This is a genomic window from Aphanizomenon sp. UHCC 0183 (assembly GCF_009712065.1).
In the GTDB taxonomy this organism is placed as follows: domain Bacteria; phylum Cyanobacteriota; class Cyanobacteriia; order Cyanobacteriales; family Nostocaceae; genus Dolichospermum; species Dolichospermum heterosporum.
The window spans coordinates 17,167-33,225 of the sequence record NZ_VILC01000022.1; the positions used below are offsets into that span (position 1 = coordinate 17,167).

The following is a 16,059-nucleotide window of genomic DNA, read 5'->3' on the forward strand; positions in this document are numbered from 1 at the left end:
ACCTCCCCTACCTCCCCCGCTCCCCCCGCTCCCCTTCACCCGTCATTTTCGGATTGACAGACTACTAGTTATTATGTCTTACCCCCATACACCCTCCCCTGACAGTTCTTATATTCGTCCTGCTCGTCGCGGAAAGCATAAAATATTCATTGGTATGGCTCCTGGTGTGGGCAAAACTTACAGAATGCTAGAGGAAGCACATCAACTGCAACAAGAAGGTATTGATGTTGTTATTGGCATTATCGAAACTCATGGACGCAAAGACACGGCTGTAAAAGCTGTAGGATTAGAAGTAGTTCCGAAAAAAGCCAATATTCATAAAAATATCAACCTCCAAGAAATGGACACAGAGGCAATTTTAAAACGCTCTCCCCAATTGGTATTAGTTGATGAATTAGCACATACAAATATTCCTGGTTCACCTAGAGAAAAACGCTATCAAGATGTAGAATTAATTTTAGCAGCCGGCATAGATGTTTACTCTACTGTGAATATTCAACATTTAGAAAGTTTGAATGATTTAGTAGCCGGAATTACGGGTGTCGTCGTCCGAGAACGCATTCCAGATCGGTTGCTGGATGAAGCTGATGCTGTGGTTGTCATTGATGTAACTCCAGAAACTTTAGAAGAACGGTTACGGGAGGGTAAAATTTATGCTGCTAATAAAATTGAGCAATCTTTAGAAAACTTTTTTCAACGTCGTAACCTGATTGCTTTGCGAGAATTAGCATTAAGAGAAGTCGCAGATACAGTTGAGGAAGAGGCAAATACTTCCATCTCTCCTGGGCAAATTCGCACTGTCCATGAGCGAGTTTTGATATGTGTATCTACCTATCCAAATTCGATTCAATTATTACGACGTGGGGCGCGAATTGCTAATTATATGAATGCTAAATTATATACTGTATTCATCGCTGACCCTGAACGGTTTTTGACTAAAGAAGAAAGTTTACATATTCATACTTGTGAGAAACTATGCCGAGAATTTGGTGGTGAATTTCTTCATGTTAAAAGTAACAATGTCGCTCAGGCGATCGCCCAAGTTGCCGCAACTAATCATATCACCCAAATAGTCATCGGCGAAAGTCAACAACCCCGATGGAAAAGATTTTTTAAACGCTCTTTTACACAACGCTTGCTGGAGTTAATTAGAGATCAGCACATAGATTTACATATTATCGCTACAGAGAAATAAATTTTAATATCTGTTAATCTATCTTAGATAAGATGCAATTTTTTTCTGGCTTGTATAGTGTAAATATGAAACCTTAATTGCCAAATTTTTGACCGATAAATCCAGGATATTCCAGTTAGACAAAGTGTAAAATTTAATTACGAGACTATGCCATATAAGGCTGCTACTCTCGACTTCTGCTGTACAATTGTTAGTGAATATTAAGGATACTTTTACCAAACATTAACCTAAAAAGCCGAATATACTCATTATCATTAGTTAGCAAACTAACATCGAGGTATATATGTTTAAGAAAATTTTAGTCGCAGTAGATCGCTCGGATATGAGTATAAAAGTTTTTGAGCAAGCTTTATCTTTAGCCAAGATCACATCTGCGAATTTAATGTTACTGCACGTTTTATCACAGGAAGAGGAAGGTAGTCCAGAGGCGCTGGTGTTCCCCAATATTGACTACTATCCCGGCTGGAATGAGCAAAGTTTTAAATTATACCAAGAGCATTGGGAAAAATTTAAAAACGAAGGTTGGCAAATGTTACAGTCATGGAGCGCCCAAGCTAATGCATCTGGTGTTAATACGGAATTTACACAAAATACTGGTAGTCCAGGACGAAGGATTTGTGAATTAGCCACTGACTGGAATGCTGACTTAATTATGATGGGACGACGGGGACGTTCTGGACTAGCGGAATTTTTTCTCGGTAGTGTGAGTAATTATGTTTTACATCATGCACCTTGTTCAGTGCAGATTGTCCATATTCCTATGAGTTCCCAAGCGGCAAATGTTTCTTCAGCAGCTACTACGGTTAGTAAGTAATGCTAGATGAGGCTGCATAGAATCAGATTTCCAGAATTATTAACCGCAGATAAACGCAGATAAACACAGATAAAGAGGGATGAATTCAGGGATTTGATGATTCTGTGCAGCATTTGTAGGGTGCGTCAGAAGGCATAAATCCTGCAAATAAACAAATTGTTGATATCTGACGCACCCGACAACAGATTTTTAGTGTGACACTTGCGTAAGTCCTAATAAAGTTGGTCTGTGAAAAATATGAAAACATCAGTTCCACCTTCTTTAACTCATCCCAGTGGAGACAAGCGTTTAAAGATATTAGACGCAACTATTAAGCGTCATCAATATCAACAAGATGCACTTATTGAAATTCTGCATCGGGCTTCTGAATTATTTGGTTATTTAGAACTGGATTTATTGCTGTACATTTCCCATAGTCTGAAGTTACCACCTAGTCGGGTTTATGGGGTGGCTACTTTCTATCATTTGTTTTCCCTAGCACCGAAAGGGGTTCATAACTGTGTGGTTTGTACGGGTACAGCTTGTTATGTCAAAGGCTCAACGGCGATCTTAACAAATGTGGAACAGTTTACGCAAATTCACGCAGGAGAAACTACCGCAAATGGTCAAATTTCTTTGATGACGGCTAGATGTTTGGGGGCTTGTGGAATTGCCCCTGCGGTAGTGTTTGATGGTGCTATTTTAGGTAATCAAACCCCGGAATCAGTTTGCGAAAAAGTGGGACAATGGTGGCAAAATGGAACTAAGTGAATTATTAGAAATTGCCCAAAAGGAACTTTCTCAACGGAAACCTGTACAGATTCGGTGTTGTACTGCTGCGGGTTGTCTCTCTTCTGATTCACAAGCTGTGAAAGATAATTTAGAAGCATCTGTGAAAGCTACGGGTTTACAAGATACTGTCCAAGTTTCTGGTGTGGGCTGTATGCGTCTATGCTGTTATGGACCATTGGTACAGGTGGAAAACCGGGAAAATCCGCCCGCATCAAAATTGTATCAAAAAGTTACCCCAGAAAATGCAGCAGCAATTATGGCGGGGGTAAATGGAGAAGTCACAAATTTACAGGAGGGTGATTTAAATGAGCCATTTTTCAGCCGTCAATTACCGATTGTCCTAGAAAATAGTGGTAAAATTGACCCCGAACGCATTCAAGCTTACATTGCGGCTGATGGTTATCAAGCCCTTTACCAAGTGCTGCGGGAAATGAAACCCAGTCAGGTAGTGGAAACTATTACTAAAAGCGGTTTAAGGGGGCGCGGTGGTGCTGGTTATCCCACAGGTTTAAAATGGGGAACGGTAGCAAAATCAAAGGCTGAGAAGAAGTTTGTAATTTGCAATGCTGATGAAGGTGATCCTGGTGCATTCATGGATAGAAGTGTATTAGAAAGTGATCCCCATCGGGTTTTGGAAGGGATGGCGATCGCTGCCTACTCCATTGGTGCAAATCAAGGCTATATTTATGTTAGGGCAGAATATCCCATTGCTATCAAACGCCTGGAAACGGCAATTCATCAAGCCCAACACTTAGGGCTTTTGGGTTCACAAATCTTTGATTCTCCCTTTGATTTTAAAGTAGAAATCCGTATCGGTGCGGGTGCTTATGTCTGCGGTGAAGAAACGGCGTTAATGGCTTCAATTGAAGGTAAACGTGGTGTCCCTCATCCCCGTCCCCCATACCCGGCTGAGTCGGGTTTATGGGGCTATCCGACGTTAATTAATAATGTGGAAACCTTTGCCAATATTGCGCCGATTATTCGTAAAGGTGCTGATTGGTTTGCTAATATCGGCATTGGTAAAAGCAAAGGCACAAAGGTATTTGCGTTAGCTGGAAAAATCCGCAATACGGGTTTAATAGAAGTCCCAATGGGAACATCTTTACAAGTAATTGTTGAGGAAATGGGAGGAGGTGTTCCCGACAATGGTATAGCTAAAGCAGTACAAACCGGCGGACCATCAGGGGGATGTATTCCTGCGTCGGCTTTTGCTACACCTGTGGATTATGAATCTTTAACCGCCTTGGGTTCAATGATGGGTTCGGGGGGAATGATTGTCATGGATAAAACTACAAATATGGTAGATGTCGCCCGCTTTTTCATGGAATTCTGCATGGATGAATCTTGCGGTAAGTGCATTCCTTGTCGTGTGGGAACTGTGCAATTACACGGTTTATTAACAAAGATTAGTCAAGGAAAAGGTTCACTAGCTGACTTGGATTTATTGGAGGAACTTTGCGACATGGTAAAACACACCAGTTTATGTGGTTTAGGACAGTCTGCACCAAATCCAGTTTTTAGCACTTTGCAATATTTTCGAGATGAATATTTGGAATTAGTCAGGGAAACTGTCTGAATCAGGATTTCCAGGATTAAAGGATTTTCAGGATTAAGAATTACCAATTACCCATTACCCATTACCCATTACCAAATTACTATGACTGTAAAAACTTTAACAATAAATGGGGAATTGATTAGCGCTCGTGAGGATGAAACATTACTAGAAGCAGCGCGGGAAGCTAGTATTCATATTCCTAAATTATGCCATTTAGAAGGTGTGGGTGATATTGGTGCTTGTCGTTTATGTTTAGTGGAAATTGCAGGAAGTAATAAATTACAACCTGCTTGCGTGACTAAAGTTACAGAAGGAATGGAGGTGAATACAAATAGCGATCGCTTACAAAAATACCGGCGGACAATTGTAGAAATGTTATTTGCTGAAGGTAATCACATTTGTTCCATTTGTGTTGCTAATGGTAACTGTGAATTACAAGATTTAGCCATAGAAATGGGCATGGATCATCTCCGCTTAGAATATCAAAATCCTCAGCGAACTGTTGACACTTCCCATCATCTTTTTGGCATAGATCATAATCGTTGTGTGCTTTGCACTCGCTGTATTCGTGTCTGTGATGAAATTGAAGGCGCACATACTTGGGATATGGCAGGAAGAGGCTCAAAATCTCATGTAATTACTGATTTAAATCAACCTTGGGGAACTTCCCAAACCTGTACTTCCTGCGGTAAATGTGTGAATGCCTGTCCCACAGGAGCGTTATTTAATAAGGGTGCAAGTGTTGGTGAAATGAAACATGATCGGGGCAAAATTGAATTTTTAGTAACTGCACGACAGAAAAAACAATGGAATTTTTAGTCATTAGTCATTAGCATAATTTAAAATGAAATCTCATGTTACTGCATATTCAACAAATATTTAAGCGAATTCTATTAGTAGGGATATTGACAACATTTATATTCCTTGGTTTAGCAAATCTATCATCTGCAAAAGTAATTGCTGCTGTTACTCAGATAGGAAATCCTCCCGAAGAAATTATTTACCGTTCACAAGTGAAATTAGATGATCAATCAGGAAAAGTCTGGCAAGTTGTATTATTTAAACAAGTGTATTTAGATCAACCATCTAATATCAATCTTCGTCTAGTTGGCTTTCCTGGTTCTGCGGAATTAATTCACCCTCAACCATTAAGAATTACTACCAATACAGGTAAACTCTGGAATGCTAATGATATATTTTTAGATGCAGCCCCAGCACCAACTGTTGGTCAATATGATTTAACAGAAATCTTACCTCAATTACCTCCAGAATCTTTAACTTTATCTATACCCCTTCCCAGTACAAACTTCATTAATATCGCAGTTCCGATTCATGTTGTCAAAGAATGGCAATCATTAATTTCCACTGAAAACTGAAAAGGTGAAAAAATGACTAAAATCAAATTAGCAACAGTTTGGTTAGGTGGGTGTTCTGGTTGTCATATGTCTTTTCTCGATTTGGACGAATGGTTAATATATTTAGCCGCACAAGTAGATATAGTTTATAGTCCCTTTGCTGATATTAAAGAATATCCCGAAGGTGTAGATATCGTATTAGTTGAAGGTGCGATCGCTAATGAAGAACATTTAGAATTAATTCACAAAATTAGAAACCGGACTAAAACAATAATTTCCTTTGGTGATTGTGCTGTTACTGGTAATGTTACCGCTTTACGTAATCTTGCAGGTGGTGCTGAACCAGCCCTACAATTAGCTTATATTCAAGAAGCAGATATTAATCAACAAATTCCCAATTCCCCAGGAATTGTTCCCCCTTTACTAGATACAGTTGTCCCTGTGCATAAGGTAGTACCAGTTGATATTTATTTACCCGGTTGTCCCCCTTCAGCACATCGGATTCGTGCCGCACTTGAACCACTATTAAAAGGAGAAAAACCGCAAATTGTCGGCAGAGAAATGATTAAATTTGGTTAATTAGTAATTATAACCAAATAAATACATACATTATAGCCCCCTCCTTGCTTGCGGGGAGGGGGTTGGGGGCGGGGTTCTTATATTTAACTCAACAGATAACCGCTATATCTTCTTTCTTCCTCCTGACTCCTGACTCCTATTTTTTCTGAGGTGACTTATGTTAACAGCAGCAGATGTAATGACTAAAGATGTGGCAATGATTCGCAGTTCAGCCACAGTCAAAGAAGCAGTTGATTTAATGAAAGCAAGAGATTGGAGAGCATTAATTGTAGATCGTCGTCATGAACAAGATGCTTATGGAATTATCACAGAAAGCGACATTGTTTATAAGGTAATTTCCTATAGCAAAGATCCAAATAAAATCCGTGTTTATGAAATTATGACTAAACCTTGTATTGTCGTTAATCCAGAATTGGGTTTAGAATATGTAGCCAGATTATTTGCTAATCATCATCTCCGCCGTGCGCCTGTAATTAGTGGTAAATTATTAGGAATAATCTCACTTACTGACATCTTAGCCAGAAGTAGTTGTTTAGAACAACCGCGCTCATTTTTATTAGAACAAGAATTACAAGATGAAATTAAAAAAGCTCGAATTGTTTGTGCAGAAAAAGGCATTAATTCCACAGAATGTGCAGCAGCTTGGGATGTGGTAGAAGAAATTCAAGCGGAAATTGCCCACCAACTCTCTGAAAAACCTCTCAAAACTGCCTTTGAAGATTACTGTGATGAATATCCAGAATTAGCAGAATCTAGAATTTATGATTTGTAATTAATATCCGTAGGTTGGGTAGAACAAAGTGTATCCCTTACGGGAGCCGTAGGCATAACCCAACAAAATCTTTGATAATGTTGCGGAAATGTTGGGTTTCCTTACGTCAACCCAACCTACAATTTTATCTAATTACCAATCAACGATTAATTATGAAAACAATTGTTATTGACCCCGTTACTCGCATTGAAGGACACGCGAAAATTAGCATTTATTTAGATGATGAAGGTCAAGTAAATGATGCTCGATTTCATGTTACAGAATTTCGTGGGTTTGAAAAATTTTGTGTCGGTCGTCCATTTCCAGAAATGCCAGGAATTACGGCGAGAATTTGCGGTATTTGTCCAGTCAGTCACTTATTAGCATCAGCCAAAACAGGGGATAAAATATTAGCCGTCACAATCCCCAAAACAGCCACCCAATTACGCCGTTTGATGAATTTAGGGCAAATCATCCAATCTCATGCCCTCAGCTTCTTTCACCTCAGCGCACCAGACCTATTATTGGGCATGGATAGCGAACCCGAAAACCGCAATATCTTTGGTTTAATTGCCGCTGAACCGGAATTAGCCAGAGGTGGAATCCGTTTACGGCAATTTGGACAAGAAATCATTGAATTATTAGGAGGAAAAAAAATTCATCCTTCCTGGGCTATTCCTGGTGGAGTTCGTGACCCTTTAACCACAGAAAATCGCACCCACATTCAGCAAAAAATTCCTGAAGCCAAAGCCACTGTAATTAGTGCCATAGCTTTATTTAAAACCCTATTAAAAACTTATGAGAAAGAAGCAAAAACCTTTGGTAATTTTCCGAGTTTATTCATGGGTTTAGTCAGTTCTGAAGGTTTATGGGAAACTTATGATGGACATATCCGATTTGTTGATAGTGGAGGAAACATTGTTGCTGATAATCTTGATGCTGCTAACTATCATGAATTTATTGGTGAAGCAGTCCAAGCAGATTCTTATTTAAAATCACCTTATTATCTTCCTTTAGGTTATCCTGATACCACAGATCATTGTCGTTTAGATAGTGGAATGTATCGCGTCGGACCATTAGCTAGATTAAATATTTGTAGTCAGATTGGCACACCTTTAGCAGACACAGAATTAAAAGAATTTCGTAGTTATGGAACCGGAACTGTTAAATCATCATTTTTCTATCATTATGCGCGGTTAATTGAAATTTTAGCATCAATTGAACATATAGAGATTATCCTTGATGACCCAGATATTTTATCAAATCGTCTCTGTGCTGAAGCTGGTATTAATTGCCTAGAGGCAGTTGGTGTTAGTGAAGCCCCAAGAGGGACATTATTTCATCATTATCAAGTTGATGAAAATGGTTTAATGTTAAAGGTAAATTTGATTATTGCCACGGGTCAAAATAACTTAGCAATGAATCGGACAGTTGCCCAAATTGCCCGTCATTTTATCCAAGGTGATAACATAAAAGAAGGAATGTTAAACCGTGTCGAAGCCGGAATTAGGGCTTTTGATCCTTGCTTGAGTTGTTCAACTCATGCAATGGGACAAATGCCTTTATTAATAGAAATAGTAAATAACAATGGTGCTGTAGTTAATCAAATTTGCCGTAATTAAGTATTTAGATCCCCGACTTATTGAAGAAGTCGGGGATCTGGGGATCTTGTATTTTTATGATATAATTTAAGCTAAACTCATATTACCCAAATTTTATAACTCTTACTACTGCTAAACACTTTACCATAACTGAATATCACCGTCTAGCAGACCTTGATTTCTTCACAGAAGATGACAGAGTTGAATTAATTAAAGGTGAAATTATCAAAATGGCTGCAAAAGGTAAAGCACATTCTGTTTGTAATACTCGTTTATATAGAGAATTATTCAAGTTACTGGAAGAAAAGGCTACTATCCGCGGACAAGAACCTATTATTATTAATGATAGCGAACCAGAACCAGATTTAACAATTGTTAATTAAAAATACACCTGATGATTATTTTTTAAGTCATCCCATACCATCTGACATTTTCCTTTTTGCACCATTCATCTGTTTGAAATTGATATGGCAATTTTTCAGAAAACGTCAGAAATCTATGCTGATTTAAAACAAAGAGGTTTACCAATTCAAGATGCAGATATATTTATAGCAGCTACGGCTATTATTCACAATTTAATTGTAGTTTCCCATGATTCTGATTTATTAAGAATAAAAGAATTGCAATTGGAAGATTGGTTACAAGAGGAATTAAATTAAATCATTTTTAATCAACCGTTTTTGCAAAGCGACAACAACAGCCTGAGAGCGATCGCTCACTTCTAACTTTTGTAAGATAGCATGGACGTGTACCCTAACCGTTCCCAGTGTAATATAAAGTGCAAGGGCAATTTCTTGATTAGTTTTCCCCGCTGCGAATAGTGCGATCGCCCGATCTTGTAGCACCTTATTTATGGGTATTTGTTTGAAAATGGGAATCTTAGCCACTATTACCATATTCGGTGCGCCAAGCTATCGCTCTAAGCGAAGCCATGCCATGTCAACAAGAGTTTTACACACTTTACCTTACTACTTTGGCATTTATAAAATTTACTAAAATTGCGACCTACTTGCAGCAGCGCTTTGCTATCGCTCTTGTAGCGACTGTCTTAATTGTCAAGTGCGATAGCAAAGCGCTCCGTAGAAATCGCTATTAATTTAGACAAAACCCATATATAGCAATGGTTACGGACATCTAAAAGGGATATTTAATCACAAGGGGAGCGGTAGAACCATATTATTTGTCTAGAGACTTCCAAATAAAAAAATGTCCCAAAACTGATGCAGAAATTCTCTCTCTGTGTACTCTGTGCCTCTGTGGTTCGTTTCTTAGGATAATTTATTTCTTGGAAGTCTCCTATATTTTCTATTCACGAAAAAATAGGGTTTAGCATTGTGCTTTACCCCTACAAATTACAAATTATTCAACTGCTACAGATTTCGCGGGTAATCTCTGGCTTTTACTTCTGGGAAACTTCTAAATTTTGCAACCAAACAACTAAATTATCTAAACTTGCAAAATCTAAAAACACTTCAGTTAAAGCTTCCAATTGTTCCAGAGATAACTCCTCAATCTGCATTTTTAGCTGACTAGGAATTTCCCCAAATCTTTTAGATAACAACCGTAGGATCAGATTTACTTCTCCCTCTTGTTTACCTTGTTGCATACCTAATTCGGTCGCTTCTTCTCTGAGTTCTTCATACAAGCGAGTTTGCTGAAAACTTATGCCTAACATTGCTTCTATCTCCACACGACTTAAACGAGTAAACCGATAAGAAATAATCGTGGTAATTATTTCCATTATGCCACGTCTAGCTGTTGGTTCTGGTAACTCCTGCTGACAACGACTGATTAAATATCGCGCTGCTGCTGGGGCTTTGTTTTGTTTTAGAGTTGTCAATAGTTGTAAAAAATATAGACAAATATCTTTTACTTTGAAAGTGTTACCTTTACTGGGGAAACTACAATCCCCTGTATCCCATCTGCAAAAGCATTAGGGATTGCTTTCCTGAGAATATTTAATGATCCGTTTACATCTGCATTGATTAAAACACCTTCAGCAGATTTATATAGACCACGTTTAATTCTGTTACCACTAAAAGAATATTTTTCCCCTTTTTTATATTTGGGGAGTACATCTTGATCTAAAAAACTAGATTTAGATGTATAACTTTCTTCGGTGATAATTACAGATATCCCCGCTAATTTTGCTTTATAGGTCAACTGTTCCATAAATCTGGTATGTGGTATTTGAGTAAAATTTTGGTTATTTTGAGAACCTATATTCAATTCTTGTTTCCAACCTTCATTTTTGCCAATTACCAAAGTACCTATATTTAATTCAATCAACTTATTGATTAAATATCTGCTGGCTTTATGCAAGTAGTCATCAACCTTCAAATTGCGTTTTGTACAAAGATTCTGTAATCTTTTTGATGTCTGATTTTTGAGAATAGCCTGTAATTCAGCCTTCTTCTTGTTAAAGAAATGATTAATGGATTTTAACGGTCTGCCATTTATCAAGAAAGGTATTAAACCTGCTTGATTGAAAGTAGATTGATAATAATTGCCGGAAGAGTGCGATAATTAAAAATGCTAATTAGTACAGGCAACCGAAACTCTGCACCCCCCAAACCGATTAACCCGCCAAGAACCCCCACCAAAGCACCCCAAGTAAACGCCCAAATATTTCGCATCCCTATCTCCAAACTCACACTGTAAAAGCGGCATAATGAATACATCTACCACATCCCCAACTTCCCTAGATTTTTACTATCAGCAAATCAAGACAATTATTTTAGCGCGTCAAAACCCGATTACTGGTTTATTACCAGCGAGTACCGCTATTACTGCTCATGGAGATTATACAGATGCCTGGGTGCGAGATAATGTGTATAGTATTTTAGCAGTTTGGGGTTTAGCCCTAGCCTATCGCAAATTAGATCATGATCATGGTCGAACTTATGAACTTGAACATAGCGTAGTCAAATTAATGCGTGGCTTATTGTTTGCCATGATGCGACAATCTCATAAAGTTGAAAAATTTAAACATACACAATCTTTATTAGATGGACTTCACGCCAAATACAATACAGCCACGGGTGATATTGTTGTCGGTGATGATGAATGGGGACATTTGCAACTTGACGCGACATCTATCTTTTTATTAATGTTGGCACAAATGACCGCCAGCGGATTATCAATTATTTTTACATTGGATGAAGTGAACTTTGTCCAAAACCTAGTTTATTATATTGGTCGAGCTTACAGAACACCGGATTTTGGTATTTGGGAACGGGGGAATAAAATTAATCATGGTAGTGCAGAATTAAACGCTAGTTCTTTGGGAATGGCTAAAGCCGCTTTAGAATCTATAAATGGATTAAACTTATTTGGTGTTCATGGTAGTCAAGCATCAGTAATTCATGTGTTACCAGATGAAATTGCTAGAGCCAGAATTACTTTAGAATCATTATTACCTAGAGAATCAGGTTCTAAAGAAATTGATGCGGCGTTATTAAGTATTATTAGTTATCCTGCTTTTGCGGTGAAAGATGAGCAGTTACGAGAACGCACCTTGAATGAAATTATTAATAAACTTGAGGGAAAATATGGTTGTAAACGGTTTTTGCGAGATGGACATCAAACCGTTTTAGAAGACACCGAACGCCTCCACTATGAACCTGGTGAACTTAAACAATTTGAACATATTGAATGTGAATGGCCATTGTTTTTTACTTATTTAGTTCTTGATGGTTTATTTCGCGGTGAACAAGCACAAGTTGAGAAATATCAGCAACTTCTACAATTATTGTTGGTAGAACAAAATGGGTTACAGCTATTACCAGAAATTTATTATGTTCCTGAAGAAAATATAGAAGCTGAGAAATTAAATCCTCAGTCTCAGTTAAGATTACCAAATGAAAATATTCCTTTAGTTTGGGCGCAAAGCTTATATTATTTGGGCGAAATGTTAAGCGAAGGCTTAATCTCATTGGGAGATATTGATCCTTTGGGAAGACATTTAAATGTCGGAAAACAGCGCAGTGCTTTAGTTCAAATTGCTTTAATAGCAGAAGATGAAGCTCTACAAACGCAATTAGAAGTATATGGAATTGAAACTCAAACTCCTACCCAAGTTGCACCAATTCAAATTAGAAAATCCGAAGAACTTTCCCAAATTTATACGCAAATTGGCAGAAATGATCAATTGGGTTTAACGGGTCGTCCTTTGCGAAGACTGAGAAGTTTAACAATATCAAGATTCTTTCGGATTCGAGAGCAAACAGTTGTCTTTTTACCATCATTCCTAGATTCTCAACAGTTTTATTTAACTCTTGATTATCATTTTTTAGTAGATCAAATTAGAGGTGAATTGGCTTATATTCAAAAATATTGGAGTGATTTAGGTCGTCCGACTTTGACTTTAATGATTACTCGAACTATGCTAGAAACTGGTTCTGAAGCATTATTAGAATTAATGCAAGAACTCAAAGATGGTATTTGTAACGGAGTCCATGTAAAATTAGGAAAACTCAATCAATTAATGCTGACAGCAGCAATTCAAAGAATTGATTTTTTGTCAGATGCACAATTCTCTCAATCATCAGTTGCAAATCGGGGAATCCGTTGTTATTACCTGACTTCTCATTTAGAAAAAAGTTGGTCTTTGGGACATACCCAAGAATTCCAAATGGAATGTGAAACTAACTTAGATTTATTATTAAAATATCTGCGCTCATCAGAAAACATTTATGAGCAAATTGAATTACTGCAAACTTTAACTCGGTTACAGGGTTTAGAATTTGATACAGGCTATGCGGGTCCTACCCATGCTGTCACTGTAGCCGATTTACTTGATGAAGTTTATACTAAAGCCGGGGATTTAGGTTTGTGGGCGGTGGTGCGACGGGCTGCGGGTTTACGCCAAATGCTCGATATTGGCTTATCAGACGCGATAACGAGTATTTTGGTTCAAGGTAAGCAAATTGCAGTTGGGAGGGCTTATAGTCAGGCTTCTTTGATAGTTGTTCCTATATCTGGAAGTGAGATTACTGAGAAAATTAATAACTTCTGTCGTGAGGATATACGAGATAGAGTTTTAACCCAAGAAATTCTCATTTATCTTGGTGTGTTAATCAAATCAGAACCAGAATTATTTCGTGGATTTCTCACATTAAGGGTTGGTTATTTGATTCTTTTGATTACTAGCGACATAGCCAGAGAATTTATCCTCACCCAAGATGAAGCTTATGAAAGATTAATGCAGCTATCACCTTTTGAAGTAAAAATGCGGTTGCGTCAAGTGTTAACTGGATATAGTGGGGTGAGTAGTTTATTACGTCAACAGGAATCATTGCACGTTAAACAAAAAGAAAGTGACATTGCTTGGGTTGTCCTACCTGTAATTAGTGAAGAAGCAGAAGTTCCTCCTGATGGTTGGCGGAGATTTCGTCAAGCAGAAGGGGCATTAAATCGCGTACCTAAAGACTTTTTTAAACAAGTTTGGCTATTAATGCAGCATTGCAAAGGTTTAGTTATTGGCGATAAATTGGAACGACGGAATCGGTTAGAAAGTGAAATTATGCTTTCGGAAATGACAGCAGGAGAAAGAAATTTTGCTTTATTAGTTGAACATTTGCTGAATAAAATTGAAGCTCCAGAATATCGCCAAGTTAATGTAGAAGCCTTGATGGAATTGGCTGCAATCGTGGCTAATAACCCTAAGTTGCAAATTGAGGAATATATAGTTTTAGATGTGTTAATCGGTCACGCAGTCCGGTTAGCGTGGTTGGAAAATCATCCCCATAGGAGCAATTATTATGATGAAGATAAAGCCAGTGCATGGCCATCATTTTATAATAGCTCTCCCCAAGATTGCGCCAATTATATTTTGAAGGCGTTTAGGTTCTTAACGGAGTTTGTTGAAGATGTTTAAACTCAAGGCTTTTCCAGCACCTTTCATGTAAAACAGGGAACAGGGAACAGGGAACAGTGAACAGTGAACAGGGAACAGGGAACAGTAAACAGTAAACAGTAAACAGTGAACAGTGAACAGTGTTCACTGCTTATTGCTATCTGGATCAGTTTAGACTACATTTGGCATACACCAATAAGTTCTTGTATTCTTCAATTTTGTGCATTTTTCCCTGTTTTACAAATGATTCAATTATTGGTTGAGCATGACCCCAACCAATTGATTTTGTATAGAAGAGAATTTTGCCATTGGGATTGAGTTTACTCAGAAACATCCCTAGAAGAGATTCTTCATTATGATGCAAAAAAGGTGCTTCTTCAGGCATATAAAATTCGCCGAGATGAAACAGAGAAATTACATCGAGCATGGGTAAAGAACGGTCTGTCAAAGTGTATATATCTGTACAGAGAACTTTGTAATACTTGAACAGTAGACGATCTTTAAGAGATAATCGGATATATTCTTGATGTTCGGGTGCAGAAGCGGTAATCCCAATAATTTCATTGGGTTGAGAAAATTTCTGATTTGCCAATCCTAGAATATGATGAGAACCTGTTCCAAAATGAAAGATAGTTTGATCTTGGATATTATGCTTTTGTAAGTATTCAACTAATTCAAGATCACATGGACAACGTTCTGGTTGTAATCCCCAAGATGATTTTTCGCGGTAGTAATCAGCACCAACCCATTGTGGTAAGACTGGGCGAGAAAAACTTAAAAAATAGTAGAGTCTTGCTAAGTGGCGATTTGTAAAAACTATCCCCCGAACGGTTTGTCTAATACTATTAACCATGAATTAATCAACCTCAATAGTTGGGAAAAGATATTTTTGATATGTTGGATAAAAGACGTACCCAGTTAGGATGCTACAAATATTCATCAGCAAAACTACAATCAAGCTAAGTAATTGGACAAAAATATTTACAGTCATTGCGAGCGAAGGGAAGCAATCACAACCCTTGGAATTGCTTCATTTCACTTCGTTCCATATGGCTAACGCCACGCAACGCTTACACAATGAAATTGTGTAATTAATTCTGTCTCACTACTTATATAAAGTTAGCCCAATTCAAATTAATTGAGCCAAGTAAATTGACATCCCGGATTATTTTTGTAATTGTTGTGCTTGATGGCGACAGACAAATGATTACTGATGATTTGCTTGAAGATTGAGTTATCCTAGATGGATAAAATTCATCAAAATCCCTGAAAACCTGTTCTATGTGATTACCCTAAAAAATACTGGGTGTTGAGTTTCTAGAACTTAGGCAAGTCTAACATAGGAAAAATAAAGTTCACATCAAGTACAGATGAAAGTTTAATTAACTTTTGCTATGGCGGTGATGACGCTTGATGCAATACAGCACTTTCCGGTGTTATGAGGTAAAAGAACCCCACCCCCAACCCCCTCCCCGCAAGCGATGAGGGGGCTAAGGCTAAGTATAATTGAGGGCGGGGTAATGGTGTCAACTTAACGTAAAACATCTATCCCGCAAAGAAATCAAGTCATCTGATTCCCAG

General features: G+C 37.9%; 16 protein-coding genes and 1 pseudogene. 12 read left to right on the forward strand and 5 right to left on the reverse strand.

Translation table 11 applies throughout. The features are described 5' to 3' along the window. The first annotated feature begins 73 nt into the window (after positions 1-73). The 11 genes from FJR37_RS10095 to FJR37_RS10145 all read left to right on the forward strand — a co-directional run bounded on the left by FJR37_RS10095 (position 74) and on the right by FJR37_RS10145 (position 9,280). On the forward strand, positions 74-1,195 hold the full coding sequence (locus FJR37_RS10095; RefSeq protein ID WP_168465938.1) for a sensor histidine kinase KdpD: 1,122 nt from the start codon (positions 74-76) through the stop codon (positions 1,193-1,195). 283 nt (positions 1,196-1,478) lie between these two features. After that, on the forward strand, positions 1,479-2,009 hold the full coding sequence (locus tag FJR37_RS10100; protein ID WP_039202011.1) for a universal stress protein: 531 nt from the start codon (positions 1,479-1,481) through the stop codon (positions 2,007-2,009). Between the two features lie 237 nt (positions 2,010-2,246). Next, positions 2,247-2,759, forward strand: a complete 513-nt coding sequence (hoxE, locus tag FJR37_RS10105) for a bidirectional hydrogenase complex protein HoxE (RefSeq protein WP_168465939.1) — start codon at positions 2,247-2,249, stop codon at positions 2,757-2,759. Continuing rightward, entirely contained in the window at positions 2,746-4,356 is a 1,611-nt protein-coding gene (locus FJR37_RS10110; protein ID WP_168465941.1) for a NuoF family protein, read from the forward strand. The genes hoxE and FJR37_RS10110 overlap by 14 nt, the downstream gene beginning before the upstream one ends. Positions 4,357-4,437: 81 nt before the next feature. Beyond that, a complete protein-coding gene (gene hoxU, locus FJR37_RS10115) occupies positions 4,438-5,154 on the forward strand; it encodes a bidirectional hydrogenase complex protein HoxU (RefSeq protein ID WP_168465943.1) in 717 nt (238 codons plus the stop codon). A gap of 35 nt (positions 5,155-5,189) precedes the next feature. Further along, a complete protein-coding gene (locus FJR37_RS10120) occupies positions 5,190-5,711 on the forward strand; it encodes a DUF3122 domain-containing protein (RefSeq protein ID WP_027404527.1) in 522 nt (173 codons plus the stop codon). 12 nt (positions 5,712-5,723) lie between these two features. Further along, a complete protein-coding gene (locus FJR37_RS10125) occupies positions 5,724-6,269 on the forward strand; it encodes an oxidoreductase (RefSeq protein ID WP_039202006.1) in 546 nt (181 codons plus the stop codon). Positions 6,270-6,426: 157 nt separating this feature from the next. After that, entirely contained in the window at positions 6,427-7,041 is a 615-nt protein-coding gene (locus FJR37_RS10130; protein WP_015079812.1) for a CP12 domain-containing protein, read from the forward strand. A gap of 152 nt (positions 7,042-7,193) precedes the next feature. After that, the gene (locus FJR37_RS10135) at positions 7,194-8,642 is read left to right on the forward strand and encodes a Ni/Fe hydrogenase subunit alpha (protein ID WP_168465944.1); all 1,449 of its coding nucleotides are present in this window, start codon (positions 7,194-7,196) and stop codon (positions 8,640-8,642) included. Positions 8,643-8,830: 188 nt separating this feature from the next. After that, positions 8,831-9,004 (forward strand): Uma2 family endonuclease, encoded by a 174-nt coding sequence (locus tag FJR37_RS26950; RefSeq protein WP_371416114.1) that lies wholly within the window; start codon positions 8,831-8,833, stop codon positions 9,002-9,004. 84 nt (positions 9,005-9,088) lie between these two features. Next, on the forward strand, positions 9,089-9,280 hold the full coding sequence (locus FJR37_RS10145) for a type II toxin-antitoxin system VapC family toxin (RefSeq protein WP_168465946.1): 192 nt from the start codon (positions 9,089-9,091) through the stop codon (positions 9,278-9,280). On the opposite strand, the pseudogene FJR37_RS10150 reads toward FJR37_RS10145, so the two are convergent. From FJR37_RS10150 to FJR37_RS10165, 4 genes and pseudogenes are all read right to left on the reverse strand, one after another. Beyond that, positions 9,272-9,442, reverse strand: a pseudogene (locus FJR37_RS10150) (LuxR C-terminal-related transcriptional regulator); the annotation flags it as partial. The gene FJR37_RS10145 and the pseudogene FJR37_RS10150 sit on opposite strands and share 9 nt — an antisense overlap. 578 nt (positions 9,443-10,020) lie before the next feature. Next, positions 10,021-10,485 carry a DUF4351 domain-containing protein gene (locus FJR37_RS27690; protein WP_371416115.1) on the reverse strand — a complete coding sequence of 155 codons (465 nt, stop codon included), beginning with the start codon at positions 10,483-10,485 and terminating at the stop codon, positions 10,021-10,023. A gap of 5 nt (positions 10,486-10,490) precedes the next feature. Further along, complete coding sequence (locus FJR37_RS10160) at positions 10,491-11,084, reverse strand: RNA-guided endonuclease TnpB family protein (protein ID WP_217355231.1); 594 nt, start codon at positions 11,082-11,084, stop codon at positions 10,491-10,493. A gap of 8 nt (positions 11,085-11,092) precedes the next feature. Then, on the reverse strand, positions 11,093-11,257 hold the full coding sequence (locus FJR37_RS10165) for a hypothetical protein (protein WP_217355232.1): 165 nt from the start codon (positions 11,255-11,257) through the stop codon (positions 11,093-11,095). Positions 11,258-11,292: 35 nt separating this feature from the next. Between FJR37_RS10165 and FJR37_RS10170 the strand changes: the two genes are divergently transcribed. After that, positions 11,293-14,499, forward strand: a complete 3,207-nt coding sequence (locus tag FJR37_RS10170; RefSeq protein WP_168465948.1) for a glycoside hydrolase family 15 protein — start codon at positions 11,293-11,295, stop codon at positions 14,497-14,499. Between the two features lie 145 nt (positions 14,500-14,644). Here FJR37_RS10170 and FJR37_RS10175 read toward each other — a convergent pair whose 3' ends face one another. Continuing rightward, entirely contained in the window at positions 14,645-15,331 is a 687-nt protein-coding gene (locus FJR37_RS10175) for a hypothetical protein (RefSeq protein WP_039202003.1), read from the reverse strand. Positions 15,332-16,059: the final 728 nt, after the last annotated feature.

Coding starts and splice junctions, on each gene's coding strand:
- FJR37_RS10120 (WP_027404527.1), top strand. CDS start 5,190: ATGTTACTGCATATTCAACAAATATTTAAGCGAATTCTATTAGTAGGG.
- FJR37_RS10170 (WP_168465948.1), top strand. CDS start 11,293: ATGAATACATCTACCACATCCCCAACTTCCCTAGATTTTTACTATCAG.
- FJR37_RS10175 (WP_039202003.1), bottom strand. CDS start 15,331: ATGGTTAATAGTATTAGACAAACCGTTCGGGGGATAGTTTTTACAAAT.
- FJR37_RS10165 (WP_217355232.1), bottom strand. CDS start 11,257: ATGCGAAATATTTGGGCGTTTACTTGGGGTGCTTTGGTGGGGGTTCTT.
- FJR37_RS10110 (WP_168465941.1), top strand. CDS start 2,746: ATGGAACTAAGTGAATTATTAGAAATTGCCCAAAAGGAACTTTCTCAA.
- FJR37_RS10125 (WP_039202006.1), top strand. CDS start 5,724: ATGACTAAAATCAAATTAGCAACAGTTTGGTTAGGTGGGTGTTCTGGT.
- FJR37_RS10130 (WP_015079812.1), top strand. CDS start 6,427: ATGTTAACAGCAGCAGATGTAATGACTAAAGATGTGGCAATGATTCGC.
- FJR37_RS10095 (WP_168465938.1), top strand. CDS start 74: ATGTCTTACCCCCATACACCCTCCCCTGACAGTTCTTATATTCGTCCT.
- hoxE (WP_168465939.1), top strand. CDS start 2,247: ATGAAAACATCAGTTCCACCTTCTTTAACTCATCCCAGTGGAGACAAG.
- FJR37_RS10145 (WP_168465946.1), top strand. CDS start 9,089: ATGGCAATTTTTCAGAAAACGTCAGAAATCTATGCTGATTTAAAACAA.
- hoxU (WP_168465943.1), top strand. CDS start 4,438: ATGACTGTAAAAACTTTAACAATAAATGGGGAATTGATTAGCGCTCGT.
- FJR37_RS10100 (WP_039202011.1), top strand. CDS start 1,479: ATGTTTAAGAAAATTTTAGTCGCAGTAGATCGCTCGGATATGAGTATA.
- FJR37_RS10135 (WP_168465944.1), top strand. CDS start 7,194: ATGAAAACAATTGTTATTGACCCCGTTACTCGCATTGAAGGACACGCG.